The 23142-nt window shown below is 57.3% G+C and carries 24 protein-coding genes; 12 read left to right on the top strand and 12 right to left on the bottom strand.

Annotated elements, in window-relative coordinates:
- Positions 1–289: 289 nt before the first annotated feature.
- Entirely contained in the window at positions 290–475 is a 186-nt protein-coding gene (locus tag IE243_RS18075; RefSeq protein ID WP_191320783.1) for a Flp family type IVb pilin, read from the bottom strand.
- A 272-nt stretch (positions 476–747) separates the two neighbouring features.
- Between IE243_RS18075 and IE243_RS18080 the strand changes: the two genes are divergently transcribed.
- Entirely contained in the window at positions 748–1338 is a 591-nt protein-coding gene (locus IE243_RS18080; RefSeq protein WP_191320784.1) for a pilus assembly protein N-terminal domain-containing protein, read from the top strand.
- 85 nt (positions 1339–1423) lie between these two features.
- Here IE243_RS18080 and IE243_RS18085 read toward each other — a convergent pair whose 3' ends face one another.
- The 5 genes from IE243_RS18085 to IE243_RS18105 all read right to left on the bottom strand — a co-directional run bounded on the left by IE243_RS18085 (position 1424) and on the right by IE243_RS18105 (position 6496).
- Positions 1424–1741 carry a hypothetical protein gene (locus tag IE243_RS18085; RefSeq protein WP_191320785.1) on the bottom strand — a complete coding sequence of 106 codons (318 nt, stop codon included), beginning with the start codon at positions 1739–1741 and terminating at the stop codon, positions 1424–1426.
- Between the two features lie 736 nt (positions 1742–2477).
- Positions 2478–2822: a DUF2958 domain-containing protein gene (locus IE243_RS18090; RefSeq protein ID WP_191320786.1), complete on the bottom strand. Its 345-nt coding sequence runs from the start codon at positions 2820–2822 to the stop codon at positions 2478–2480.
- 82 nt (positions 2823–2904) lie between these two features.
- The gene (locus tag IE243_RS18095; RefSeq protein WP_191320787.1) at positions 2905–3750 is read right to left on the bottom strand and encodes a hypothetical protein; all 846 of its coding nucleotides are present in this window, start codon (positions 3748–3750) and stop codon (positions 2905–2907) included.
- A 151-nt stretch (positions 3751–3901) separates the two neighbouring features.
- The gene (locus tag IE243_RS18100) at positions 3902–6031 is read right to left on the bottom strand and encodes an ATP-binding protein (RefSeq protein WP_191320788.1); all 2130 of its coding nucleotides are present in this window, start codon (positions 6029–6031) and stop codon (positions 3902–3904) included.
- Between the two features lie 54 nt (positions 6032–6085).
- On the bottom strand, positions 6086–6496 hold the full coding sequence (locus IE243_RS18105; RefSeq protein WP_191320789.1) for a hypothetical protein: 411 nt from the start codon (positions 6494–6496) through the stop codon (positions 6086–6088).
- Positions 6497–6591: 95 nt separating this feature from the next.
- Between IE243_RS18105 and IE243_RS18110 the strand changes: the two genes are divergently transcribed.
- Positions 6592–6924, top strand: a complete 333-nt coding sequence (locus IE243_RS18110) for a hypothetical protein (protein ID WP_191320790.1) — start codon at positions 6592–6594, stop codon at positions 6922–6924.
- A gap of 259 nt (positions 6925–7183) precedes the next feature.
- Here the strand turns inward: IE243_RS18110 and IE243_RS18115 are convergent, their stop codons facing one another.
- On the bottom strand, positions 7184–7642 hold the full coding sequence (locus IE243_RS18115; RefSeq protein WP_191320791.1) for a hypothetical protein: 459 nt from the start codon (positions 7640–7642) through the stop codon (positions 7184–7186).
- 141 nt (positions 7643–7783) lie between these two features.
- Between IE243_RS18115 and IE243_RS18120 the strand changes: the two genes are divergently transcribed.
- The 6 genes from IE243_RS18120 (at position 7784) to IE243_RS18145 (ending at position 13177) form a co-directional block, all read left to right on the top strand.
- Positions 7784–9922, top strand: a complete 2139-nt coding sequence (locus IE243_RS18120) for a hypothetical protein (protein WP_191320792.1) — start codon at positions 7784–7786, stop codon at positions 9920–9922.
- A 273-nt stretch (positions 9923–10195) separates the two neighbouring features.
- Positions 10196–10870, top strand: a complete 675-nt coding sequence (locus IE243_RS18125) for a hypothetical protein (RefSeq protein ID WP_191320793.1) — start codon at positions 10196–10198, stop codon at positions 10868–10870.
- Between the two features lie 260 nt (positions 10871–11130).
- Positions 11131–11355, top strand: coding sequence for a hypothetical protein (locus IE243_RS18130; RefSeq protein ID WP_191320794.1), 225 nt, complete (start codon positions 11131–11133; stop codon positions 11353–11355).
- The gene (locus IE243_RS18135; RefSeq protein WP_191320795.1) at positions 11355–11732 is read left to right on the top strand and encodes a hypothetical protein; all 378 of its coding nucleotides are present in this window, start codon (positions 11355–11357) and stop codon (positions 11730–11732) included. The genes IE243_RS18130 and IE243_RS18135 overlap by 1 nt, the downstream gene beginning before the upstream one ends.
- A 63-nt stretch (positions 11733–11795) precedes the next feature.
- Positions 11796–12635 (top strand): hypothetical protein, encoded by an 840-nt coding sequence (locus IE243_RS18140; RefSeq protein WP_191320796.1) that lies wholly within the window; start codon positions 11796–11798, stop codon positions 12633–12635.
- 8 nt (positions 12636–12643) lie between these two features.
- Positions 12644–13177, top strand: a complete 534-nt coding sequence (locus IE243_RS18145; protein WP_191320797.1) for a hypothetical protein — start codon at positions 12644–12646, stop codon at positions 13175–13177.
- On the opposite strand, the gene IE243_RS18150 is transcribed toward IE243_RS18145, so the two are convergent.
- From IE243_RS18150 to IE243_RS18165, 4 genes are all read right to left on the bottom strand, one after another.
- Entirely contained in the window at positions 13152–14387 is a 1236-nt protein-coding gene (locus IE243_RS18150) for a hypothetical protein (protein ID WP_191320798.1), read from the bottom strand. The two genes, IE243_RS18145 and IE243_RS18150, sit on opposite strands and share 26 nt — an antisense overlap.
- Positions 14323–14967, bottom strand: a complete 645-nt coding sequence (locus IE243_RS18155; protein WP_191320799.1) for a YcbK family protein — start codon at positions 14965–14967, stop codon at positions 14323–14325. The genes IE243_RS18150 and IE243_RS18155 overlap by 65 nt, the downstream gene beginning before the upstream one ends.
- The gene (locus IE243_RS18160) at positions 14964–17141 is read right to left on the bottom strand and encodes a DEAD/DEAH box helicase (protein ID WP_191320800.1); all 2178 of its coding nucleotides are present in this window, start codon (positions 17139–17141) and stop codon (positions 14964–14966) included. The genes IE243_RS18155 and IE243_RS18160 overlap by 4 nt, the downstream gene beginning before the upstream one ends.
- Before the next feature lie 490 nt (positions 17142–17631).
- The gene (locus IE243_RS18165; protein ID WP_191320801.1) at positions 17632–18612 is read right to left on the bottom strand and encodes a hypothetical protein; all 981 of its coding nucleotides are present in this window, start codon (positions 18610–18612) and stop codon (positions 17632–17634) included.
- A 65-nt stretch (positions 18613–18677) separates the two neighbouring features.
- Here IE243_RS18165 and IE243_RS18170 point away from each other — a divergent pair, with 65 nt between their 5' ends.
- The 4 genes from IE243_RS18170 to IE243_RS18185 all read left to right on the top strand — a co-directional run bounded on the left by IE243_RS18170 (position 18678) and on the right by IE243_RS18185 (position 22667).
- Positions 18678–20033 carry a hypothetical protein gene (locus tag IE243_RS18170; RefSeq protein WP_191320802.1) on the top strand — a complete coding sequence of 452 codons (1356 nt, stop codon included), beginning with the start codon at positions 18678–18680 and terminating at the stop codon, positions 20031–20033.
- Between the two features lie 2 nt (positions 20034–20035).
- Positions 20036–20977 (top strand): hypothetical protein, encoded by a 942-nt coding sequence (locus IE243_RS18175; RefSeq protein WP_191320803.1) that lies wholly within the window; start codon positions 20036–20038, stop codon positions 20975–20977.
- A gap of 328 nt (positions 20978–21305) precedes the next feature.
- A complete protein-coding gene (locus IE243_RS18180; RefSeq protein ID WP_191320804.1) occupies positions 21306–21623 on the top strand; it encodes a hypothetical protein in 318 nt (105 codons plus the stop codon).
- 249 nt (positions 21624–21872) lie between these two features.
- On the top strand, positions 21873–22667 hold the full coding sequence (locus IE243_RS18185; RefSeq protein ID WP_210319902.1) for a hypothetical protein: 795 nt from the start codon (positions 21873–21875) through the stop codon (positions 22665–22667).
- Between the two features lie 12 nt (positions 22668–22679).
- Here IE243_RS18185 and IE243_RS18190 read toward each other — a convergent pair.
- On the bottom strand, positions 22680–23142 hold a 463-nt coding region (locus IE243_RS18190), incomplete at its 5' end, for a zinc-binding dehydrogenase (RefSeq protein ID WP_191320806.1).

Genomic DNA, 23142 nt, shown 5'->3' on the forward strand with positions numbered 1-23142 from the left:
TAGGTGCTGGTGCGGGACGGCGGGGGCATCGGTCGGTGCGGGCTGAAAGTGATTGGCGATTGCCGGATATAGCCGCACCGCACCGGTAATGGCGACTACGATTGCGATGGCAGTCGCAGCCCTCAAAGACGATCGGGCAAAACTCATAATCGTTTTCCTGAAAAATGGACGTGGAGATCGTTCGGAAAAACTGCATCAAGATAATTATACGGCAGGGAGTAATGATGCCATAAAAAAAGGAAGGGCAAATTTGCCCTTCCTTGGTACCTGCATCTCTGCGGCGAAAACGTCAGGTGGTGGCGGCGCCGGTAACGGCCGTGTTGATGGTCGTGAAAGCATCGCGGAGGCTTCCGCCGAGGGTGGTGACAGCGCCGATGATCACGACGGCGATCAGGCCAGCCATAAGGCCGTACTCGATTGCGGTTGCGCCGGAGTCGTCATTGAGAATCTTTTTCAGGTTGCGGACATATTTCATCGGGTAGCCTCTTGGGGTGTGGGTTTGCTCTGCCGGGCCGGACCCTGTGGTTTGCACCGACCTTGCTATGAGGAATATTCGCTAAAAAAAAGGGGGTCAACGCCCGAGCCCGGATTTTTTCTTACTGCGACGTTCTGTCAGAAAGTGCACCGGAAGCGGTGTTGTCGCGCATTAATCTCGGAAAAAATATCAGGCAGATGTGAATTTAAATATGGTATTGAGGGTTATTCGACCGATGTCGTGGGTCAGGGTGTCGCTGGCTATCGGTCCGGATGTCGGATTTCAAATGCATAATGATGGTGGCCCGCATGGTGTCGGTTAAATTCAAGGTAGTTGCGCACGTATCGTTGGCGCTCGTGTCGCTGATCTGTGGGGGCGGGCTGGCGCAGGCACAAGCCCAGGCTCCAAAATCCGGACAACAGGATACGAGTGCAGTTGGGAAGGCTGATATTCTACCGGAGCCGGCGCAAAAGCGAAGCGCGCGTACCGCGATCAGCGTTGTAATGGATCAGGCGATGCTGGTGCGTGGCCCGGAGGCGATTAATTCCGTTCTCGTCGGAAATTCGTCGATCGCGGACGCGGTCCAGGTGGGGAAGGGAACCCTGTTGGTGACCGGCAAGGCCTACGGTTCCACAAATTTCATCCTGCTAGACAAGGAAGGGAAGGTGATTGGTGAGAGCTTGGTAACCGTTGGGCCCGCCAAAGCGCGGATTGTGCGCGTTCAGAAGGGGGACACGAGGGAGTCTTACTCCTGCAACCCCAACTGCGTGCCGACTGCGGACGTGGGAACGTCGCCCAATTTCTTTTCTGAGGCTACGAGTCAGGCCCAGCAAAAATACGGGAGTGTGGCGTCCGGCCGGTGATGCATCGCGGCAGGGAAAATGAGAAACCGCCCGGTTGGGGCGGTTTTTTTTGGCCCATGCTTCTTTGGGCGGGCCGAGGTGGATTTCAGTGCATTGTTTCGATTGTCAGAACCACGAGCTGATATCTCTCGTCGATAATAAAGGGGCGCAAACGCGTCAGAGCCTCCTCCAGTTTCTGGGCTGATGCGCGTGTGATCCGTCGTCCGTTGATGCGGACGTAGTCCGAACTCGGGCGTGTTCTTTCCATGTGGAGAGCGAAGTGCGGGTCGTCGTAGACGTCGTGTGGATCGAGTGCTTCGAAGGCGGCGTGGATGATGCTGGATTCTTCTGCGTCGAAGATCAGGGTTTCTTCGTGCACGGTTATTTCGAGCCGGCGGTCCACGAATTTTAAGAGAAGTGTCATGGGCATGCCGCCGTAGGTCGTGGGCAGGTTTGTGTGAGAGGCGCTGGTTTGGCGGTACCTTCCTGGAAATTATTTCCCGCTTCGATGGCGCATCCAGTCCTCGCAGACAGCAGCGGATATGTCTGGTGCGCAAGTGGATGTGTGGCGATTGCGGGGCGGGTGCCCGGCGTCTCGTGGGGGAAGGGCTTCGTATTCGACAACGGTGTGAGGCCGGCGGTCGACGAAGTGGGGCGCTGGCAGGTTCTGGTCGTAATACGCTCCAGGGATGTCGGGAGGTGTCGACAGCGCTGGAGGTGTCAGATTGCCCTGTTGGGAAGAGCAGGCGGTGAGGCCAAGAGCGATCAGTATGGAAGCCGCAGCCTTCATTCGCCAATACCTTTATTATAAACGGTGGTGTCAAAACGGCTCGCGGTTCGGTATCCGGCTTCAAACCGGGCGTCATAGCCGTAGGCGTAGCCCGCGACGCGTGGGTTGCTGGTTCCGTAGAGCGCGTTGACCAGCGGGTTCGGGGTATTGATCGTCCGCCGGTAGGCTCTGGGATCCGCCTGTGCGTATCCACCTGCTGCCAGCGCATCAGAACACCGCTGTCTGTTATGATTTGAGTCGAAGAAGCACTTCGGGGGGCTGGTGGTTGTGACCCTGGTAGGCCCGTCACTCGCGCAACCGGCGAGTGACGCTGAAGCAAGCGCTATAAATATGCGGAATTTCATTTCTGCCTCTGGGGAATTAAGGCAGCTCAGAAAATGATCCGGCCAGCCTTTTGCGCATTTTCGATATATACTGAAATTGGGTGCTTTGGCTCCCAATATTTATCAACTTCGACGAGCATTCCCTGAGGGCCCGTGAGGCTCAGGATCTCGTGGAGGTTGATCGCCCCAAATTCAGGTTCGCCATTTCCAAGGTCGGCGAGGCCGTAAACGAGGTTGGGGTCTTTGGAGTCGCTCTCGGTGATCAGCCAGGTGCAACGTGCCCAGGGAGTGAACAGTTTGAGATGCGGGATGGGATCAAAATTGGGATCCGCCTTTGCCCTGGTGGCGTTGTCTGAAAGCAGTTCGCGAATTTCGTTGGAAATTGAAAGCATTTTCTTAAAAACTCCGGGGGATCGTTGTTCTAAGATACCCCGACGTGGGAATTGAGAACAGGGGGAGATGTGGGCGCGGTGGCTATGTTCGCGTGGCCTTTCGAGCCTGCATGGCTCGTGCAACGGCGCGGTAACGGTTGACAGGCGTTTCGTCACTGCATTCGAACGCGGCACGCGGTCGTGGACGTTCGACGACTGGTGGCGGTACGAAGAACCTGGAGTGGCATGAGGGACAGAAGGACGAGCCGGGCTTCTTGTCCTGTGCGCAATAGAGGGGAAGGCCGCGAGTGTTGCGGCCGATGACCGAGCGGCAATGGCTGCTTGCAAGAGCCATGATGGAAACACCGTGTTGGGCTTGGCTCAGGCGCGGCACAGAGACCTCTTCGGCTGTGGGCGCAGGTTCTGGCGCTGAATGGAGTGTGATGGGGGCTCTGTGGGAAGGTGAGGCAACTGACGCGTGCCGAATGGATGCCTGCAGGCGGATTTCAAGGGCATGGCAGGCAGAAATGATCTCTTCTTGTGTGATGGGACGGCGCGCCATGATGGTCATGGTGCGCGCGGCAGTTTCGATTGAGCACCCTTGTCTCGCAATCAGGTCGCGGAGAACCGAAACCTCCTCGCCGGTGAAGGCGTGCACGTGGTCAGACGGCCGGGAGACAAGGGTGGGATGAAAATTTGCGGAGGGTGGGGGTCTTGTTGCCATTGGCTTCAGGGATATTTTTGCCCTGAAGGCGAGAAACGCCGCTTTGTTTCGGGAAATTCCGAGGGATTTTGCGACCCCTCGAAGGTCGTGGCCTGCCTGAACGAGGGCCTTCATCCGGCTGGGAATTGTCGCCAGCGGCTGGCTATCAACTTGAAGCGGAACGTTTGCGGAAGCTGGATCTGCTTTCGCGGCGGCGAAGCCGTGTTCAGGTTGAAAGTACGTCATGGCGTTGGCGTCCCGGTTTGAGGGGGCTACTGGGTGCGGGCACGCTATTATGAAATAGCGCTAATTTAAAAGGGTATTTTTGCAGCACTTCATTCTTCGTTAACAAATGTGTTTCGAATCAGCGGGATGCGCTGGTGCGACCTGTTGTCAGTTACGTGAAGCCGATTTTAATGTGGCTTTTTTCGCAACGCTGATCGCGCTCCTGGGAAATGGCCGAGAGACAGGCCGCAGGCGACATCGGGCCAAGGAAGAGCATTTGCTTTGCGACGCCAGCAAAGTCCGAGATCGAGACGTCGTCGAAATTCGCATTCTCCGGAAACGTATCAGGCGGGAGCTTGAGAATGTTCTCCCACGCAAGGCGGGCCTGGTTGATCTGCATCGGAAGAAGCTCGTATTTGAAGGTGAACCGCCGTGCGGCAGCCGGGTCGATCTCGTCGAGGAAGTTGGTGGTGCAGGCGAATGGAATTGGATGGCTTTCCATCCAGGTCAGGGCTTCGTTGGTCTGGCTTTTCTCCCAGGAGTTCCTGGCAAGGCTCCGGCGGCGGATGATGGAGTCAGCCTCATCAAAGATCAAAAACCGCTTTTCGGTTGCGGCCTGTTCGAAAGCGCGTCGGATTCCTTTTTCGTTGTCTCCAACATGGGGGCCTGCTATGTCCGACATTCTCACAGTCATAACCGGCATGCGCATCTGCTTGCCGATGTACCGTGCTAGGCTTGTCTTGCTCGTTCCAGGAGCACCGTGGAGCAGGAGGGCGATCGGGCTGTCCCGTAGAGGTGTAAGGCGCGAGACAATATCCTCTATGGGGCACGTGCTGTTGACATATCGCACGTCGAAGCTGTCCGGGGGCTCAACAGGCTTCACACATACGGAGCCGAGGTCCGTTAGCAGCCTCCGGCAGTCTGTTTCAAGATTGCTGAGGTCCTGGTTGATTGCCGCGAGGCGGATAACACCGTCGAGGTCATTCGCATTTGGTGTGAACGCCGCGAGGCGTTCAGCGAGGGGATGAGGGACATCGAGCCCGTAGTGCCTTCCGATTTCAACAATCTGGTTAGTGGTAAGAGCAACCGTGTCGATTGCGAGCGGTCTGACGTCCGACAGAATGCGGATGAGTGGCTGGCTGATGGGTGTCTTTTCGTCGAGGATGTGAATTACCGGGGTTAGAAGCCTGTCGGCAAGAACTGCGAACGCGAGTTTCTGCTCGGTCATGGCTAAAGGGTCGACGGGCGCGCGTCGGGGAGGCGCGTGGTCAAGCGCTTGCATCTGGCCGAGGGTGGAGGTCTCTACGGCGGTCAGAAAATCGTTTTCGGGGCCGACGATAGCGGCCGCCGGCTGTTCTCCTGCACGCTGGAGTTCGGACAGCTGCAAGGCGATTAGCCCGGCGAGAGCGTGGGTGCTCGACCCTGCGCTGACCGTGGTGGGCATCAGCCCCTGCTCATCGAGCATGGATGATATGAAGGACCCGGCGTTCTTGGGAGAGTTGGTTCTGACTGCGAGGTGGAGCCCTGGGATTTCGCGGGCTGTAGCCATGGTGGCGGCCGCAATGGTTGGGTGTAGGGCTTCACGAACGTAGTTGGGGACGCCAGACGGCTCGGGCGTCTGGCGGCGGGGGCATGATGGAGCCCGCAGCGCGCTGACGATCTCTGCGTTCAACGCAATGGCGTTGGGGGAAGCGCAGCTATCCGCCCCCCACATGTCGGGCTCGATGTACTGAATGACCGTTTTTCCGGTGATGGGATCCTTCGTGGCCTGCATTGTGGATTCCAGGAGGATGCCGGTTCTGAGGATTTCCTCACAGACGTGAAGATTGGCAGCTTTGTGAAAGCCGGTGGTGGCGCCATCGTTCGTGTCTGAGAGCAACTCCAGGGCGTCCAGCGGGTAGGCATGAACCCGCATCGTGGCTTCCTCGCCGAAGGAAGCAAGCGTGAGAATGTTCGTGAGGTGCTGGTCCAGATATGCGTGGCAAAGGATGGTGAGCAGGTTGGGAGCATCTGGCGCCAGAAGCTCAGCAAGGTATGTGCTGGGAGTTGCGTCTTCGATCTCCGGTATGGGAGATGCGTCGTGTTCTAGAATTTTGCCGCAGTACACGGGAATGATTGGATCTGGCGTCAGATGGTAGGCTTCGATCTGCGCGATGTCGGCTGGCTCGGGCTGGGGAAGGGAAAAATCTTCCGCGTTCGAAGCCGCATAACGCGCGAGCAGCATTGCGAATTCCGGCTTTCGGTTGAGAAGGCGGGAGAATGCCCGCGCGACATAGGCCAGGCGCGATGTTTTTGAGATCATTTATTATTGCCCGTTGGCTGCTTTATTGGGGTTTGAAGCATGTGACGAAGTGATTCAATTGCTCACTGTTTCAAGAATTAACTGTTTGAAGGTCTCTTCATCAAGTACGATGATACGTTCCCGATCTGGCACCAACCGCTCCATTCCTGGAGTTGAAACGAGCCGGTCGACGGCTTTGATGAGATTCGACAGCGCCTCCGCCGTTTCGTCTGGAATTCTATCGGGATCAGGAATGCCGTCGGGGAAGATATGCTGGACGAGGGACGCTGCGTCGAGTGCGTAGCGGGCAGGTCTGGTCGCGAAAACCCAAGGGGGACGCGGGGGCTCACCGTTGACACAGGCTTTGCGGAGCTCCTCGACGGATGGGTAAATTGTGCCGGCCTGGAAAATGGGCCCCGGCCAGTCGTTTGGGGTGAGTTTCTCCGCGAAAAGAATCTCGAGAATTTCAGAGTGCGTGATGGACAATTTTTACTCCGATTTTAAATTTGGGGCTTTCCGTGCGGTGACAATGGTTTTGGCGCAGCATACAATGCTGGCGATAATTTTCAGGAGCAATTTCGATGGATGATGACAAGGTCGCAGGATCGGGTCCACTGTCTGAAGGCTTCGAGGCCATTGGCAAGTTGGCGCGTGAAGGCATTGAGAATGCCTCCGAGGGTATGCGTCAGGTGATTGGTGGCCTCGAGATTGGCGATGAGCGGGGGCCGGAAAAAGATTTTTCCAGATCGATGCCCATCAGGGAGGCGCTTGCAACTGTTTCCCGGCAGGGTCTTGACCCAGTCGCTGGCGATGGTTTTGAGCAGCATACGCATCAAATCGCTCAGGATGCGTTTGGGCGCGAAAGGGACACGCGGGAGCGTCAGAGAAATCTGCAATCCGGGCGGGACCTCTAGCCGCTTGCTGTCGGCGCGCGGGTGGCGCTGGCGCCGCGTAGCGTGATAGACCGGATTTTAAATTCGCTGCCCGGATAGCGGAGTTCGAATTTTGTGGCCTAAGCTTATAATTCCAAAATTTAAAAATCTTTTCGTGCGTGATGCACAAGACGCCATTATTGGGGATGCCGCCGATGAGGCCGCTGCGTCCCGCCACGTGGATGATCACAGACTGGCGGCAGTCACAAAGGCGGGTCGCCTGCGGTCGGACTTTGATCTCTCAGGCGATGATCGCTTCGGCGATGAGCGGACGGTTGATCTTGGGGTTGTGGACAAAGCTGTTGCCGAGGCCCCGGTTGCCGAAGGCGTTGATGACGATGTGAGTGCCGTGTCGTTGGACGACGCCAGCATAGATTGGAAAAATCTTGCCGACCTCACGAAGGGTGTCGGGGCGCGTGATCTCTACGTTATATTTGGCCCCCGCGGGGGTAATGAAGTTGATGAAGATGACGACGGCAACCATCCATATGGTCTTTTGGCGGATATCAGGGATGAATTGCTTCCGGCGAATTTCGACGCCAGTGGATTGTTTGTAACTGACGCCGGTAAGCCGGTCGGGGATGTTGGGGCGGGTAGTGTCCTGGATATCCGCGATGACGACGTGTCGGGTGAAGGTGTGGTGGATCATCTTTCGGGATCCGTTGTAGCCGGAGCCGATTGCCCGGAGGATGGTGGCCATGAAGGCATGGCTGCGCCAACGGACGATACGGCCAGTGGCTCGGAAGAGCCCGGGGCGGAGAGCGGTAGGCGGGAAGTTGAGATTGCATTTCCGGAGACTTTTGCGACCACAGAGGCTCCCGCCACACGCGCCGGGCCCCAGATGCCGTCGACGGCTGGCGTGGAACAGGGGCCTGCTTTGGCGGGGCCGGTGCGGCAAGCGAGCCCCGGCCTTTCAGGTGGTGGGCAACAGGAGGATCGGGCGACCCTTTCGGCTGCAAGACGGCTTCACAAGGCTTGGGTGCGCCTGGTGTCAGAAGGCCGCTCGGCAGAGTTTATTCGCGGCAGGATTCAGCCTTTGATGAAGGACGAGTACATTGGGGTGATCGTCGGTATGGAAGACGGCGGCGATCTGTTGGCGCTCTTGGGAATTGCGCAGTCCGCCGATGTGCCGGCGAGGGAGCGCGAGGTTGGCGCCGCTACGATCACCGGACCATCTGAAGCGACCACCAGTTCAGTGGTCAGTCCGGCGTCTGAGGTTTCTCCGGAAGCGCTGGCCCCTGTGGTTTCGCAAGGCCAGGTGGACTCAGAACGTGGCTTGCAAGGGGTCAGGGATCTGGTTCCCGCACTTGCTGATCTAGCGGAAAGGCCGGCGGTTGCCCCTGTCCCCCGCAGCGTAGCTGAGGGGGCAGAAGCCCGGACGGCACGCGATGTAGCCGAACTTGCGATGGTGGAAAAACCTGTATTGGTTGACGGGATGCATGGCGTGGCGGGCGAAACAGTGAACGAGCCGGTCGAGGTTGTTGATCCGGATGCGGAGGATCTGGCGCGGTTCCGGGAGTTGCTGGGCGCGGCGGCGTTGCCACATCAGGATCTGGTTGCGGCGTTCCAGGAGCGGGGCCGTGGTTTTCCTGAAGCGCTGGAGATTGAGTTCGTTGTTCGGTCGGTTGGCCAGTATTTTCCATCTGGGCGGACGCAACGGTCAACGTTGAACTTGATCAGTCACATGCTTGGAAAAGAGAGCAGTGACGACTTCGACGATAGCGATGTGTCAATTTTGCGCGGCCTGGTTGGTCGCACGACTGATGAGTCCCTCAAGCTGAACAATTTTCCGGACCGTGAAGCGGTATTTCGGCGGGTCCTTCTGCTGTTGTTTGATGATCTTGTGGCTCGTCGGTCCGAGCACATCGCCGAGCACGCGAAGAACGGGTTCACGAGCGAGGGGAGTATCAACCGGGCCAAGGCGGCGCTCTGGTTTAATGAGCAGCTTGCAGCAGCTTTTCCGGACATGAAGGGGCTGTGTGCCGACTACGTCAACCAGATCCATCGGGCCTCCTACGACCTGTCGGTCAATGATACGGGGGGGGATATCATGCTGCAGGATCGGGCGCTGGGCGTCGGATTGCCCAATAGTGAGCGCGCAAGGAACCTTGGCGTTAGCCGGTTGCTGGCGTCGACGCTGCCACCGCTCGCCCAGGAGGCGTTGGTCCGGTTTATTGGCTTGGGTAAATTGATTGAGGAGATGCAGAGGCTCATCGGGCTCGAAAGCGTGCAGGACAGCTCGACGTTCGAGAAACATGTTTTGTATCCCTCAGTGATGCTGTTACAGCATCGTGCGCTTCGAGAAATCCGGGATCTTAAGGCGAGCCTGGTGCGACATCCGTCGCTGCTCGGAGAACTGCCAGAGATTGTGAAAAACCGGGATGAAAGTCTCGCTGCGCTGTTTGACCAAGTCTGTCGGCAGGAAGCGGATATCGTGAAGTTTGCGACGGCCCAGAGTGATCTTGCTGGAGAAAACGACAAGCTGGGCAATAAGGTATCGGCGCTCGAGGCTGATCTCGAGGTGTGTCGAGGCAAGATTGGGGACCTGGAGCGAAACACCCGGGAGATGCAGGACTTGGTGTCCTATTCGGTGAAATCGACTGCGGAGCAGGACAGGCGCTTTGTGCCGGTGGGCGACTATTTTGTGAAAGCTGAGGCGGCGGGCGAGGAAGTGGCGATTGCCTTCGTCCACGGATTGGGCCGTGAGTGGAGCTTGAAGGACGGGTATGTGCTTGAAGCAGAGGGCGGTCCGTTCAGGGTTGATTTGTTGGCTTTGCACAGCGAGGCAAGGGACAAGGATGGGCTTGGCGAGCGGCCGGTGACGAGGATCCGTGTGGTGATCGTTGAGGGCAAGCTCGGCATGATGCGAGGCGGCGCAGTGTTCCTCTTCGACGAATTTTCTGCTGACCCTGGCAAGGTGCTTCAGGCTGCAGCAATTGACGAGCTAACGATGAACCCGCGGCGTGAAAGCGAGCAATAAATATGTGGAAGGTTGCGTGGTATGCGACTGGATGCGTTCTTGTGTTTCTGCTCGCCTGGACGGCGTTTGCTACCTTGCGCGGCGACTTTGAATTGCCGCCTCACGTGCGGGATGCACAGAACCGGAGTCTTGTGCAATAACCAAATCCGAAAATCGGCTTAAATTGAGCGTTGTCACGCCTGTTTCGCGACTGGTATAATTTCATCAAGGAAATTGCCGACAGTTTTGTGCTCTTTTTCGTTGGTGCCGGCGCCATCCTCGAGGGATTCAGCTATGACTGAACAGAACAATGCAGCAATCGCCAAAGCCCGTGCCGGTCGTGGGGCGGAGCGTCTGGAAGAGGCGAAAGCCACTGTACAGAGGCTTCCGTATGTGCACGGAGAAGTCGGGTTGGCTTTGCCCAACATTTGGGTCCCGCGGATGACCGAGAAGGGGGACTTCTATTGGCCTGGCCGGCATATTCCTGTGAGGGGCGAGATCCTTGACGCGGTTGTAAAGGCGCGTGGGGCGCGGGATCAGAACGTGGTCAGGTATCAGGGGGGAGAAATTTCCCGCGGCGCTGACGGCAAATTCCCGCCAGTCGTGGTAATTCCCGTGAAGGCGAAGTGGAACCATCCGATCCTGATCGAGGCGTCTCACAAGAGTTTGATGCGGGACCTTGGTCGGCAGTTCCTCGCGGACCCGAAAAATATTGCCTTGCTTCGCAACAATGTTCGGACGTCTGATGGGACCAGGCGGGTTGTTGGGGTCGAAGCGCTGGTGCAGCTTGGCTCACAGGGGCCGTTCGTAGCCTTCGCCGGGAAAGGGGATCTCCTCAAGCGGTTGGAGCAATCGCCGCGGATAGCTCCCTACCTCGCGAAAGCGCTTGTTCAGCTCAACGGCCAGTACCAGGAGAACGTGGTTCACGCCAGCCAAAAACGGGGAAAGGGCAATGGAATGGAACTGTGAGGGTTCGACCTTGGGGGCGGTGGTTATCCGCCCCTTATTTTTCGATTCAATTTTTTGGCTTTAAAATGCTTCATGACCGGGCAAATTGTGAGAAATTAAGAGACAGACTGGTGGTGTTTTTGCGGGAGCGTGCACTTTCGCTAAAGGAACCCGCCGACCACGTGCTGCTCTCGACTTGGCTTGTCCGGGCGCCTTCAGATGGTTTGCCTTCACCATCTGAAAGGTTTGGGCTCGTGAACCCCCCTGACCTGAAGCGCTCCTTGTCCGATACGATGGCGGTGCTGGTGGCGGCAAAAATTTCGCGGCCAGCGGTCATTAAATCCGATGTGGATGAAATAGTTCAGGATGGGCACGATAATGGCGTGGAAATGTCGCTTGAAAAATATCGTGTAGCTGAGCACCTGAGCGCCATGCATAAAGCGGGTCATTCGAAAGCAAGCGCGGCGCCACAGAGGGCCAACTCCTCTTCGTCGGGGAATTTTTAATGATGAGGTCGGTTGCCCCTGTTGAGCCGGTTAAGGGCGGCATTGACGTGATCTGCCGTGAGAATGGCAGATTTTTCCTGCTGATGTGGGGCGAACCTGTCTCACTCGTCGATTATGAGGACGCAGTGCTGTACCTTGATATCGGGCGCAGCGAACTGGGCCTGTATTTTTATCATCCGGCAACCGAGAAGGATTTTCGGCGCAAAGTCGTGCTTGTGGAGACACAGGTTCCCGAGAACATAAATGGATTTATGACGGCTGCGCTTGTAGGGCAGCGTCTGGTCGATGTGGTATTGATAGATAGTCGCTATACTCTTGAGAATCTCCGCGTTGAAGGAATTCAGAATTTTATGGCGACGTGCCGACTTGTGTTATGAGGGTGTTCCGGCGTGGCCGAGCAGTCCTTCTGTGAATTTTCCGCGCATTTTTAGGATGACGTTATGGCAGATAGCACGATTCTCGTTGGCAACCGCACAGGTGGTCAGGGCAAGACCCTGCTTACGCAGTTGATCCACTATGGGTACACGCTTGAGAAGGTCGACCTCAAGGTGGCCGCAGCGGACACCGACGCCGCGTCTGCAGACGGCTTCAAGAGCTCGAAGCTTGGCAGCATTCTCAGGGACGTCGAGGTTGAGGAGTTGGGTATCGGCGCTGGCCTCAATGCCGTCCAGTCGAACCAGCACGTTGCGGTGCAGTACTGGGATCGGTTGGGTGAGTTGCTTCTTGAGGGTGGATGGGTTGTCGACCTTGGGGCAAACGTTATCCCGATGGTTTTCCAGTGGGCAGCGGCCCGGAAGGCCGGAAAGCTGTTGAGTGAAAATGCTCCGATGCTGGTGGTGCCAGTGACGGCTCAGCCTCAGTCCCTAAGTGATGCACTGGGGGTTTTCCAGAATGCAGCTCGGGTGGCGGAGAATCTGCCATTCTCGGAAAAAGTGATGGTACTGAATGAGTACCATGGGGCCTTCGACGAAAACGCACGGGAATTTAAGACCATCCGTGAGTTGGGGCGGGTGAGGATTGTCACGGTGAAGCGCGCGAATGTCGAGATTTGGGAAAAAATAGAGAGCCGACGTTTCAGTATCGAGCGGCTGCTCAACATGAGCGTTCAGGACTATGTGCGGGAGTTCGGCGTGAGTGTTTTTGCGGCGTCGGGCTCTCTCTCCGCGCTTACGGACTGGGTGATGGAGAGCCTGGACGCGCTTCAGGCTGCCGGGGTCGTGCCAAAGGGTAACGGGGTGACGGATACCGCGGCTGCCGGTGCACAGAAGATTGCCGGCTGAGATGGAGCGTGGGGAACGCGGTGATTACGGGGCGCAAGCGGATCCAGTCGTTTGATGACTTGCGGGAGGCGTCGCGTGTAGCGCGTGAGCAATTCGCCCTGCTGAAGGATCAGCGGCTCCAGGAGCTTATGGCGGCCATTGAGGCGACGCTCAAGCAGGGAGGGGGGGATGTTTCCTCCCTCCTTTTTGGTTTGAGCGAGGCTGAGAAGCTTGAGCTGTTTGCGCACTTCCCCCAGATTGTGGAGGCTGTGAAGTCTGCCAGCACAATTGACGATGTGCTTGCGGCGACCCGGGCGGCGCGCGCGGCATTGCGGGTGTCCGACCGACTTTCCGGTGCCGCGCGACCTTCAGGCGATCGTGATCTGGTGAATGTGGCGAGGGCTGTTGCGGTAGCTCCGCGCGGAATGGTGCGTCGTGTGGTTTTTGATCTTCAAAGACTGGAAAACCCGCCAGAGGAACTCTGGCGGGTTATTGTCATGTGGCTGGGGATAAGAGGGCGCGTGTTCTTTAACCGGCTTAGCCGCCGGGCGCGGCGGCGATAGAGCTTGGGCGGAGGAATGAGGGGCGTTCGAATCCCTCATCCTCGGAGGTGTCCGGGAAGGCGCCGTCAGCTTCGGGCTCGTGGCTAAAGCTCGGATCGCCGTAGTCGTCGCCGGTGAAGTTGTCTTCATCGAAACCGTCGGACACGGCTGAGGATCCAATCAGATCAAAGGGCGCCTGGATGGAACCGGTGTTGCTCGCATCAAGGTCGACGCTGGAGGATGGTTTATAGTAGTCTCCTACGCCTGTTGGGAGCAACTCGGGCTCATTGCGTGCGTCTGAGCCGCCTTCGGGAGCCGTCGGCGACGTACGATCCGGGGCGAAAGCAAACGGATCATACGATGCGTCGTCTGCCTCAAGTTGGGTTGTTCCGGCTGTCGGGTCCTGGTCGTCAGCAGAGGCGTCATTGACGTCAAGATTGTTGACGATAACAACATTGGCCGTGGTGAGAAGGGGGCTTGGACCGAGTTCCGCGACGGCGACCGCGACAGGATTCGTGAAGGGGGTCTCCGCAACAGAAGGGGTGCTCGGTTGTGTGGTCGCGATTTCAGTTTCATCGTTGTCGCCGCTGACATCGCCAATGGGGCTCTCGACGGGTGCCAGGGGGTTTTTGCGCGGGCGTCCGCGTCGGCGTGGGGCTTCGGTCACGCTCCCGGCAGCGGCGGCAGGTTCGTGATGAGTGGGATTAACGGCGTGAACGGTGGCCTCTGACGCGGGGATGGGCGCCGTAGGAGGGGCGGAGGCGTCCGCCTGGACATCTCCAGGGACGCTCTCGGGGATTGTGATCGACGTGGAGACATCGCCGATTTCGATCAGAACCCGGGCCTGGGTCTGGAGGAGGGAGATGAGGCGTTCGTCGGTGGAGTCCGGGTAACTGGCCTTGAGGGAAGCGAAGGCTTCCTCGTACTGTGCAAGGGCGCTGCCCCCGAGGTCGCGGGCCGTTGCGATTTCAGCGTCTTGCTGGCGCTTGAGCGCAGCGATCCGGTCTTCATATCCGGCGTTGATCCGGTCGATACGTTCCTGCGATGCCCGGGAGTTGACGTAGGCCAGCGACGCAGCGATCAGAACCTGCAGTTTACCGCTCATTTTAAAAATACCCTTTTTGGGGTTGGTCTGGAAAAATATCTGCTTGAATTTTATATTTAATTTAGCGGCGGCGCCATGTCCGCACACGCCCGGTATCGACGTGGGTAAACGTCGGGTAAAAGCCAACTCCACCTATTTCCATCGAATGGACATACTCGGCCACGTTGCTGGGCCGGATACCATCCAGACGCAAATCTGTAGCCTGGCGGTGTAGGTGCAATGAGTTGATCGCCGCGCCTTCGGCGGCGAGAAGGTTATTGGTCCTTCGGGTGCGAAAGGCCGAATTGATCACGAGGGGGCGTGTGAATCCGCTTCCGCGCTGAATGGCCCAGAGGAGATGGAGTAGCTTGGGGTCCATGTGGGCAACGGCATTTTCGCGCCAGTCGCGCATGAGGCGGCACACTTGTGTGTACGCCAGATTGTCGTACTGCCCGGAAATCCAGAAGAGGACGGTTATTTCCTCATTGGTGTGCGGATTCTGAAGCCAGAGGCCGCGTGTGTCCGGGAGGCCCGCATTCGTTGGTCGTGCCTTCTTGTCAATGAGGACAAGGTCGGCGGATGTCATTCCAGACGGCCGCAGCGGATCTGCCAATTCAGTGGCGGTATCCTTCGCAAGGACCGCCTTCGAAAGGCCGATCGATCCTAATGCCAGCGCTCCTGAGAGGAGCGCGCGGCGGGTCGGGGCGAAGTCAAGAGATTTGCTCATTCGTGCTCGGGCCCGGGCCGGTGGAGATCCAGAAATGAGAACAGGGCTTTCAATGCCTCGCCGTGATTTGGGTGCTGGGGCTCGGATTGGTCCATGGGAAATTGCATAACGGGCCACCCATTATTTATCAATTGCGCGTATTGGGATTTTTCGTCCAGGTCGTTTTGGCGTCCAGTAAACTGGATTGCGCCGACTGGCATTTCACCGTTGGCGAAAATGAGGGCGGTGTTTTCCCAAGTTTGGCTGGAGTACCCCTGTGTTTGGAGAATTTCGCTGATGAACCCGTTGGCGCCATGGGGTTCGCAGGTTTGAGCGTGGGCCGGGGCGTCGAGAATTATACGCGTCAGGCGTCTGCGCGCCCGCGGTGCGGTGAGGAGCATCGGGAGGTGTTCTGGCAGGAGACTGCAGAAAATGTCCATGCGGTCGCGCGCGCGAGAGAGCATCACATTTAGAGTTTTGTCGCCGTCTGGAAGTGAGAGTGTCAGCGCGTGGACAAGGTTTGGTGCGTTTTCAGGTGGCGCGGCAGTGAGGCTCACGAAAATTACGTCGGCTTCGAACCCTTGCGCGGCCGTGGCGCAGAGCAATTTTGGCGGGGGGTGTTCGCCCCGCAAGCGATGCTGCAGAATATGGCTCTGTCCGGTGATCAACTGCGCGATCAGGTCGCGCTGGGGTGCTCCGTTTGCTATGATCGCAACACTTTGGCCGGTGTTTTCCAGCGCATGGTCGCTATAGGCACGGACCAGCGTCGCAGCTTCTCTGAGGTTGGTGAGGTTGCTGGCAAGGTGCCCGTCCGCCACCTGAATGTAGTTTCTGCCAAAATGGGGTTGATCGTGCGGTGATGGGGGCGTCGCCAACTGCATGTAGTAAAAATGCCTATTGGAGAGCTCGATCAATGAAGGATGGCGTGAGCGATAGTGGCGTCGGAGTTGGGCTGTTTCCCAACCCGTATCGATAGCGGCCGACAGCGCCGATGAGTTGGGCAGCGCCAGATCATCAGCAGTGAGCGCTGCGACGAGAGCGTCGTGCGGGCCCATCTGGTGCTCGTCTCCGGCCAATACGAGTTGTCCGGAGACGCCCGCAAGTAGGATCGTGTTCTCTAGCGTAGCCGTCGATGCCTCGTCGATGATGCAAATGTCAAAACACCAGCTTTCTGGGGCAAGGCATACGAACTTTGAGAATGTAGTAAGTAGTATGGTTGGAGGTGTGGCTGCGGATCTGTGATCTGAGGCTTCCGGCTCTGGGGGTGGGGGTGCCACGGTGAGGTCGAGAATGTTCTGGCGCGCTTCGTGGTTAGTGAGCCGTTCAGCGATGGGTTGGAGCGCCTCTGCCATTTCGGTTGCTACGACCACCGACCTGCCATCGTTAACCGCAGCGGCAATCATATTGACGATGGTTTGGGTTTTCCCGGTTCCCGGCGGGCCTCTCAGGACAAAGGAGTGTCCTTCGCGCGTTCTGGTTACGGCAGCAGCTTGGGCGCTGTCGAGCTGAGTGGCGGGCTGAAACGGTTGTGTCTGAGCTGGAACTGAGGGCGCTGTTGGCGGCCGGCGGAAGGCAAGAGATAGGGCGATAGGGTTTGGATTTCGTTGGATTGCTTCGAGCCGTGATAGCCTTAATAGCGGCTCCTTGTTCATCGGCAGGAGGAACGTGGAACGGCCAATGGCGGTTATGATGTCAGCTGCCGAGGCCGGAGCGAATGGGTCGGCTCCCGGCGGCGGCGGCGAGAGTTCAAGGAGATTGCAGAGTTGCTCGTTAATCTGGGCCGGCCCTGTTGGCTTGATGAGGTAGCCGTGGCTATCGACATCGAGGCGAACAGGGAGGAGGTACAGAGGAGCTTTGCGGCTTTTTTGATCGAGGGCGTCGGTCCATTGGACAATCCCGAGTGCGATAAAGAGATTAGGTGTGCCGCGCTGTTCAAGGGCTGCCTCGGAAAGGCGTCGAAGGACAGCGAGATTGCGTTCCGTTATGTCCTTGGGAGCCAAGGTTTGGAGGTGCCCCCGACCAATCCGGAATACTTTGCCTGGCTGGAAATCTTCGAAAATGTCGCGGGCGTTGCCGGCGAATGGCACGAGCGTTAGCGAGTCGGATGGCGGAAGCGTCAGTCCGAATTTACGGGCGGCGGACAAATTAATATCAGAGATTAGTGCTGATATTTTTTTTGATGCGTCGGTTTCCATCGCAGAAATTGGTCCCAGTTCTCGTTCCGGCAAAGGGGTTCGCAGCAGCCAAAAAAACGGGGTTACGGCGGATATTGCTTATTAGCACGACTATGGCGCGCATTGTCGCTCGCGTGGCGGATTTTAGCTGGACCGGTCGTGCGGTAGCGCAATGGCCAGGTAGTCGACGCGCGTTCCAACTCACAGTCTGGAACTTGAAAACGCTGTTGGGCGGGGAGGATGTTTGGCGCGGCGCTTTCGCGCGGCATTCCCCCGCCCATAGCCGAGCGACATGCGCTCGGCGGGAGGTGTCAGCCGCGCTCGTGTGCGGCATTCGGGTAGCGTCGGGTGTCCGGCCCGTTTGCAACTCGTGGCTGCGATCCGTTCAGCCGCGCATTGGCGCGGCGTTCATATTCTGGCTAATCACGAGCGATGCTGGCGGTGCTCGTTCCATGACGCCCCCCCAGAATTGCTATGGGGCGCTGTGTGCTGAGATCGTAGCAAGTTTCACTCACCATTTTCCTTCAGCTCTTAGCTCCGGAATGAACTTTTCCCGTATCGCACTTGTGTCCAATAGCATGACAGCTGTCGTGGTGGCGGCTGTAAGGCACATGCGCGGCAACAGGGCAGCGAGTACGAGTGCTTTGTCCGTGGGTGTGTCAGCGTTTTTGGAGGCGGAGGTCGCGTCGGTGACCAGCGCTGCCAAGGTCTGGCGAAGAGGGATAGCGGGGTCGTTGAGGATCGCCTTGGCTGCCTCTTCACGTGCCAGACGTTCGGCTGCAGCCAATTTATCCGAAATGTAGACGGGTCCTCGTGTTTCCGTGAGGGCAAGCATGTTCAGGTAGTGTTTCTGCTCGGCGAGTTGAGCAAAAACACGGAGCGGGAGTTCAACGGAGCCGCGCAGAGCTTTTTGCGATCCAAAGTTTGTTGCGATCTTTTCGTTGTCCGCGTTTGGTGAGATCCACTGAAGAGCCTCAGAAGGATCGTTGGCGAAAATCATGGTAGACGGGGCGATGTAAGCAGCGGCGAAGGCATCGCGGGAGGCTGTCATATAGCGCAGAAGGCCAGATTCACCGCCCAACATGGCCGTAGCGGCGAGGAGTAGTGCGTTTGGATCCCAGTCGGGGTGGATCGACTTGGTAACGATTTGTGCGTTCAGGGCTGTGAGATCGTCCGAGGCACGCCGAACCTGCTCCTGCGCCTTCTGCGAGATCGCAAGGACGCGCTTTGCCTCGACTGGCTTGCCTGTTCGCTGCAAGTAGCTGGCGATGTTCGCCAATGTTGCTTCGTTCACAATCTTAAAAAGTGCTGAGGATGGGCACACGCGTGCGAGTGTTTTGGTAACGGTGGTGCCCCCGCTTGCTGGCTGCGGGTGCTCTGTATCAGCACCTGGCCCCGTCAGAATGCTGTTTGGATATTGCCCTTGTGACAGGGCGGGTTGACAGTTAATAAGGATGGCGAAAATCGCTGTCGAGATTTTTCCAAAATTCATTCGAGGGCCCCTGTGCGCTTTCCGTCGGGTTTTCATACGATTTTCGCGAGCATGTGTGAAGGTGCATGATGGCTTCAGACCTAGAAGCAGGCGGTGGCCAAGGGACTGACATAGGGTCAGCGGTTGGCGGCGCGGTCAGTCAGGGATCCGATTGGCTCAGCAAGAATATTGCGCGGGTCACTGAACTTATGAACCCCTCCAAACTGGTGGAGGGGATGGTCGATAGCAGCTTTCAGGCCTTTGGCAACGTGGGCAAGTCCATGATGGATTTCGCCAACAAAGCGCAGGCCAAAGAGTACTGCTGGTCGTGCCAGATCTACAGCTCGCTCTATGATGGCCTGCATAAAATCGTCGTCGGGATGTATGAGACGCTAGTCGACAAGACACCTGAGATGATCACATTCTCAGTGATCGTGTTGATGATTGTGCTTTGCTTCAAGATGCTGAAGATCGTCGCGTCGCCCTTCGCGGAAAATATCTCGGGCGAATGGGTGAAAATCTACACGTTCCTTTTGCGTGTTGCGATTATTTATCCGCTGTTTCTTTTCTCTTCGACAGCGGCTGGGGTTAAGGACAACGGTGAGTTCTCCCCGGTTTCAGATTTGTTCATTTCCGGGCCGCTCGCGCTTGGAAGTGAGCTTGGCAGCCGCATGGCTCAGGCGGCGTGTACAATCGGCCAGAATTCGGTTTCAAGCCTTCCGGTGTGTCAAACGTCCACTGGGAGCGCAGGCTCGCAGGGTTCGGGCGCCAAGCTGAGCGACCTGGCGAATGGGCACAAGGAAGGCGCGGTGAATATCCTCTGGACGTTTCACAAGATGGGCGTAGTGGGGATCACGGGGGGGATCTGGACTGCGACCCAGGTGCCAACAACAAAGGATTTGGGGACGATCGCCCGGATTTCGTACGTCTTCGCCGGCATTTTCCTCGCCATGATTTTCTTCATGCTGACGGTCACGTTCGGGTTCCGGTTCGTGGATGCGCTTATCCGTCTGATGGTTGTCGGGGCCCTGACGCCGATTTTCGTGTTCTTGTGGATTTTTGATGGCACCCGGAGTATCGCCCAGAAGGCTCTGAGGCAGGTTTTGTTTGCCGGGACGGCGTTTGCCGTTTCGGGTATCATCGTGGTGGTTTCGGCATTCATTATTGTCGCTGGGTTTGGGCAGGCGTTTCCGAATAGTGGCGATATTTTTTCTGCTTCGTTCTGGAGCAGCCAGCAAACGGGCTCATTCGATTGGATGGCCTACTGCTATATCGTCGGTTGCGCTCTCGTCGTGACGAACCTTTCGAAGGCGATTTTCTCGATCGCGGGTGAGCTGATTGAAAGCAACGGCGTGACCGGGATGGGTGAACAGCTGGACAACCAGACACATCGGGCCAAGGACATGGCCCGTAACGTTGGCATGCGATCTGTGGGGCTCTGAAGATGGAAAACAGGGAATTTCTGATATCCGGGGATCAGACGCTTGCGTGGTACAGGGATGAGGTGCTGGGGGCCGAGGTGACAGGCTTCATGGCCGCCGACCGGGTATTCGGCCAGGTCCGGTTTATCGGGCTGGATGGAGCGTCGACGGGTGAGATCGTCCTTGGACCGTTCGTTCACATGAGCGCTCTGGTTGACGGCTTCGCTGGCTATTTGCGCGAAATGGACGCTCTGGACGGGGAACTGGTTTTTGTCACTCGCCCCGCGAAGGCGGGCGAAATGCCCCGGAAGCCTGATCTTCCAAGGTATCGGGATCCGCGCGCCGCCTTCATGCACCCGGACTTTGCGACGAGGGTTCTGGTAAAGGCGCAGGAGTGTCTGGACGCTGGTGATGCGCCTACGGCGCCGACCTTGCGGTTCGAAAAGGACTACGATGGTCTTCGCGTGGATGATCGTCCCTATGAATTCTACCAAAGAGCGGGCCGGATTGCGCTTGGCGCCGGGTTGGTTGCAGGCGCGGCAGGGAGCGAGGCAGCGCTGTTTGCAGACAGGATGCGGACCTTGGACGACCGGGTCGCGAGTCCTGTTGGCATTGTGGTTGGGGATGGTCCATCGGCTGGGGCTGATGGCCGAGAGGCCGTGGTGTTTTCGGACAATCTGACGCCTATCGGTGAGTCCAAGCCCGAGGAGATTGCGGCTGCAAGCGCGTTTCTCGCAAAGCTGCCAAGGATGATTCTCACGCCGAAGGTGCGGGTGGTTGAGAACGCGGTGCGTGATGTGCGCGCGCCTGACGTTTTGCTCAAGGTACCTGGCGCCGGCGCGCCTTTCCAGTCTGGAGTGGAGATGGATTGGGGGCGGCTGCCTGTTGAAGTGTTTCCGCGGCGCCTCAACGAGGTTCAGGTTCTGCTCGATGCCAAGTTGCGCCGGGCGGTGGCTGGCGGTTGAACGGCACCGGCGAGAGTGCAGGGGCCCGTCAATGGCGGGCCCTTTTTTTGTGGGGACAGCGTGGTTCGTAGACGGGTGTTTTGCCTTCGCAAGGGAGGCGTACGATGTTTCCGTGGGGAAGCATGCCTCCACTTTGCGGTTGAGTGGTGTTCGTATAGGCAGCTTTCACTGCGGCGTCTTGTCAGGCCCGTCCAGTCACGGTAACGTGATCTATGGCAACTTGGTGAAATATCGGACCCGTTAGGTGTCAGTATTGGAAATCCCCATGGAGCATAGGCGGCGTTAAATGATTGGGCGGAGCGCAGAGCAAAGGGGATGGGGGTGAATCATGTTGGAAGTCGCCGCTGGTGGGTTCATCTTATTTTTCGTTATTCCGGCTGCGATTCGCGTGATTTTTGCCATTTTGGAAGCAATAGGTAATTGGGGCGCCCGATCTGGCGATAATAAGGCGGCGACTGAAGCTGAAGTTAAAAAATTCTGGGATGAGTACTATTCATGGGACGCGGAGACCCAGATTCGGTACCACGTCTATTGTCGGCTGAACAAATTCAAAGAAGCCGTAGACGGTGGCCGTTACCGTCGGGAAATCAATCGGCGAGTGAAGATTGCCAGAAACAAAGGCAACGAGGCAAAGGATGGTCGCTGACCAATTGTCGACGCGGCGGCCGTCCATAGCCCGATAACCCTCCGCGACGTCTGCAAGGGGAAACTTGAGATCGGACACCTTATCGGGATTGATCTCGCGCTGCAGAACTGGGGTCATAAGATGCGGCAGAAAGCGAGGCACGGAGGCGGGTGGCGCCAAGCAGGTCCTTCTGGGCGAGCTTGAAATCTGATACTGATACCTCTTGCGCCTATAAATTGGAAGCCAAAGCCGGGGGTGATTGTGGTAGAAGTGTCCATCGATCAATTCGAAATAACCAACACACAGATAAAATTTACCCCCGAGAATAAAAATTACAGTCTATCTCTCGAGAGAATTATTCAAATAAACGCGAAAGCACTTTTGCTCAATGAATTTTACAATTCGCGATTTTATATTGGAGAAGCACCAGTCTACGGAAAAAGTATCACTGGAGTAGCGATCATCGGCGACCGGAGTCGCGATAGTGATACATTCAATCTTATGGGTAGAGACAAAGAGACGAAAGAGTTTAAATTTTCAATATTTGCATTTGATAGCTCTGACTCCGATCCAGAAATTTGGCCGGCGAAAATTTCGTTCGAAAAGCCCGACGACTCTGGGCTTGACGGATATGGCACGTGGCGCTTGACGATAAGTGTCCCAAGAGACGTGCTAGACAATATTTTCGAGAAAGTGAGTTTTCGAAAAATTGATGGTCTATGCATATATATTGAACTGGATAAAGTTTGGGTAGATTCGTCTTGGCATCATAGCGAGTACGGAGGCCCGGAAAAATTTTATCTGCGTCCGAACCAAGATGACTATGAGGATAGCAAAGGTAGGATCCGTAACCTAAGTTGGTCTAAATCTGGAGCCGCGCCCAAAGACAATGACGACGACTGCGGGGATATCACCGAACAAGCGCCGGCTGCATTAGCAGAAACGCCGCCGCTGCCGCCGCAGGTGTACATTTCGCGGCCTATTGGCTATGTAGCAGGTGCGGCCATGTGGGTTGCGGCGCTGTCGCTCCTTGCTATCGCTGTGCATTTTTACCTCACGCGGTAGCTTCTCGGTCCCTCAGAACTGCAGCATGGTCTTGATGGCGCGGCGCTCGTCCATAGCCCGGTAGCCTTCCCCGACGTCTTCAAGCGGCAAGGTGAGATCGAACACCTTACCGGGATTGATCTCGCGCTTCAGGACGAGGTCTATGAGATGCGGCAGAAAGCGACGCACAGGGGCCGGCCCACCAAGCAGGCTCTTCTGCGCGAAGAACAGGAATTCACCGTTCAGTTCGACGCCGTGCGGCACGCCGACGAAACCGATGGCGCCGCCGGGCCGGGCACAGTTGATCGCCTGGTGCATGGATTCGTTGGTGCCGACGCATTCGAGCACCGAATCCGCTCCGACGCCTTTCGTCAGCTCCGTGATGCGTGAGACGCCGGCGTCACCCCGTTCCGAAACGATGTCGGTCGCGCCATATTCGTAACCGCTGTTCTCAGGCCACGGCCTTGATTGGGTCCGAGGCGTATGCCCATGGCAG

The sequence above is a fragment of the Camelimonas fluminis genome (genome assembly GCF_014656355.1).
Taxonomy (GTDB): Bacteria; Pseudomonadota; Alphaproteobacteria; order Rhizobiales; family Beijerinckiaceae; genus Camelimonas; species Camelimonas fluminis.

Bases quoted from the DNA above. Each gene is read 5' to 3' on its own strand.
- IE243_RS18075 (WP_191320783.1), bottom strand. From the start codon at position 475: ATGAAATATGTCCGCAACCTGAAAAAGATTCTCAATGACGACTCCGGC.
- IE243_RS18080 (WP_191320784.1), top strand. From the start codon at position 748: ATGTCGGATTTCAAATGCATAATGATGGTGGCCCGCATGGTGTCGGTT.
- IE243_RS18085 (WP_191320785.1), bottom strand. From the start codon at position 1,741: ATGACACTTCTCTTAAAATTCGTGGACCGCCGGCTCGAAATAACCGTG.
- IE243_RS18090 (WP_191320786.1), bottom strand. From the start codon at position 2,822: ATGCTTTCAATTTCCAACGAAATTCGCGAACTGCTTTCAGACAACGCC.
- IE243_RS18095 (WP_191320787.1), bottom strand. From the start codon at position 3,750: ATGACGTACTTTCAACCTGAACACGGCTTCGCCGCCGCGAAAGCAGAT.
- IE243_RS18100 (WP_191320788.1), bottom strand. From the start codon at position 6,031: ATGATCTCAAAAACATCGCGCCTGGCCTATGTCGCGCGGGCATTCTCC.
- IE243_RS18110 (WP_191320790.1), top strand. From the start codon at position 6,592: ATGGATGATGACAAGGTCGCAGGATCGGGTCCACTGTCTGAAGGCTTC.
- IE243_RS18115 (WP_191320791.1), bottom strand. From the start codon at position 7,642: ATGGCCACCATCCTCCGGGCAATCGGCTCCGGCTACAACGGATCCCGA.
- IE243_RS18120 (WP_191320792.1), top strand. From the start codon at position 7,784: ATGCCGTCGACGGCTGGCGTGGAACAGGGGCCTGCTTTGGCGGGGCCG.
- IE243_RS18125 (WP_191320793.1), top strand. From the start codon at position 10,196: ATGACTGAACAGAACAATGCAGCAATCGCCAAAGCCCGTGCCGGTCGT.
- IE243_RS18135 (WP_191320795.1), top strand. From the start codon at position 11,355: ATGATGAGGTCGGTTGCCCCTGTTGAGCCGGTTAAGGGCGGCATTGAC.
- IE243_RS18140 (WP_191320796.1), top strand. From the start codon at position 11,796: ATGGCAGATAGCACGATTCTCGTTGGCAACCGCACAGGTGGTCAGGGC.
- IE243_RS18155 (WP_191320799.1), bottom strand. From the start codon at position 14,967: ATGAGCAAATCTCTTGACTTCGCCCCGACCCGCCGCGCGCTCCTCTCA.
- IE243_RS18160 (WP_191320800.1), bottom strand. From the start codon at position 17,141: ATGGAAACCGACGCATCAAAAAAAATATCAGCACTAATCTCTGATATT.
- IE243_RS18165 (WP_191320801.1), bottom strand. From the start codon at position 18,612: ATGAATTTTGGAAAAATCTCGACAGCGATTTTCGCCATCCTTATTAAC.
- IE243_RS18170 (WP_191320802.1), top strand. From the start codon at position 18,678: ATGATGGCTTCAGACCTAGAAGCAGGCGGTGGCCAAGGGACTGACATA.
- IE243_RS18175 (WP_191320803.1), top strand. From the start codon at position 20,036: ATGGAAAACAGGGAATTTCTGATATCCGGGGATCAGACGCTTGCGTGG.
- IE243_RS18180 (WP_191320804.1), top strand. From the start codon at position 21,306: ATGTTGGAAGTCGCCGCTGGTGGGTTCATCTTATTTTTCGTTATTCCG.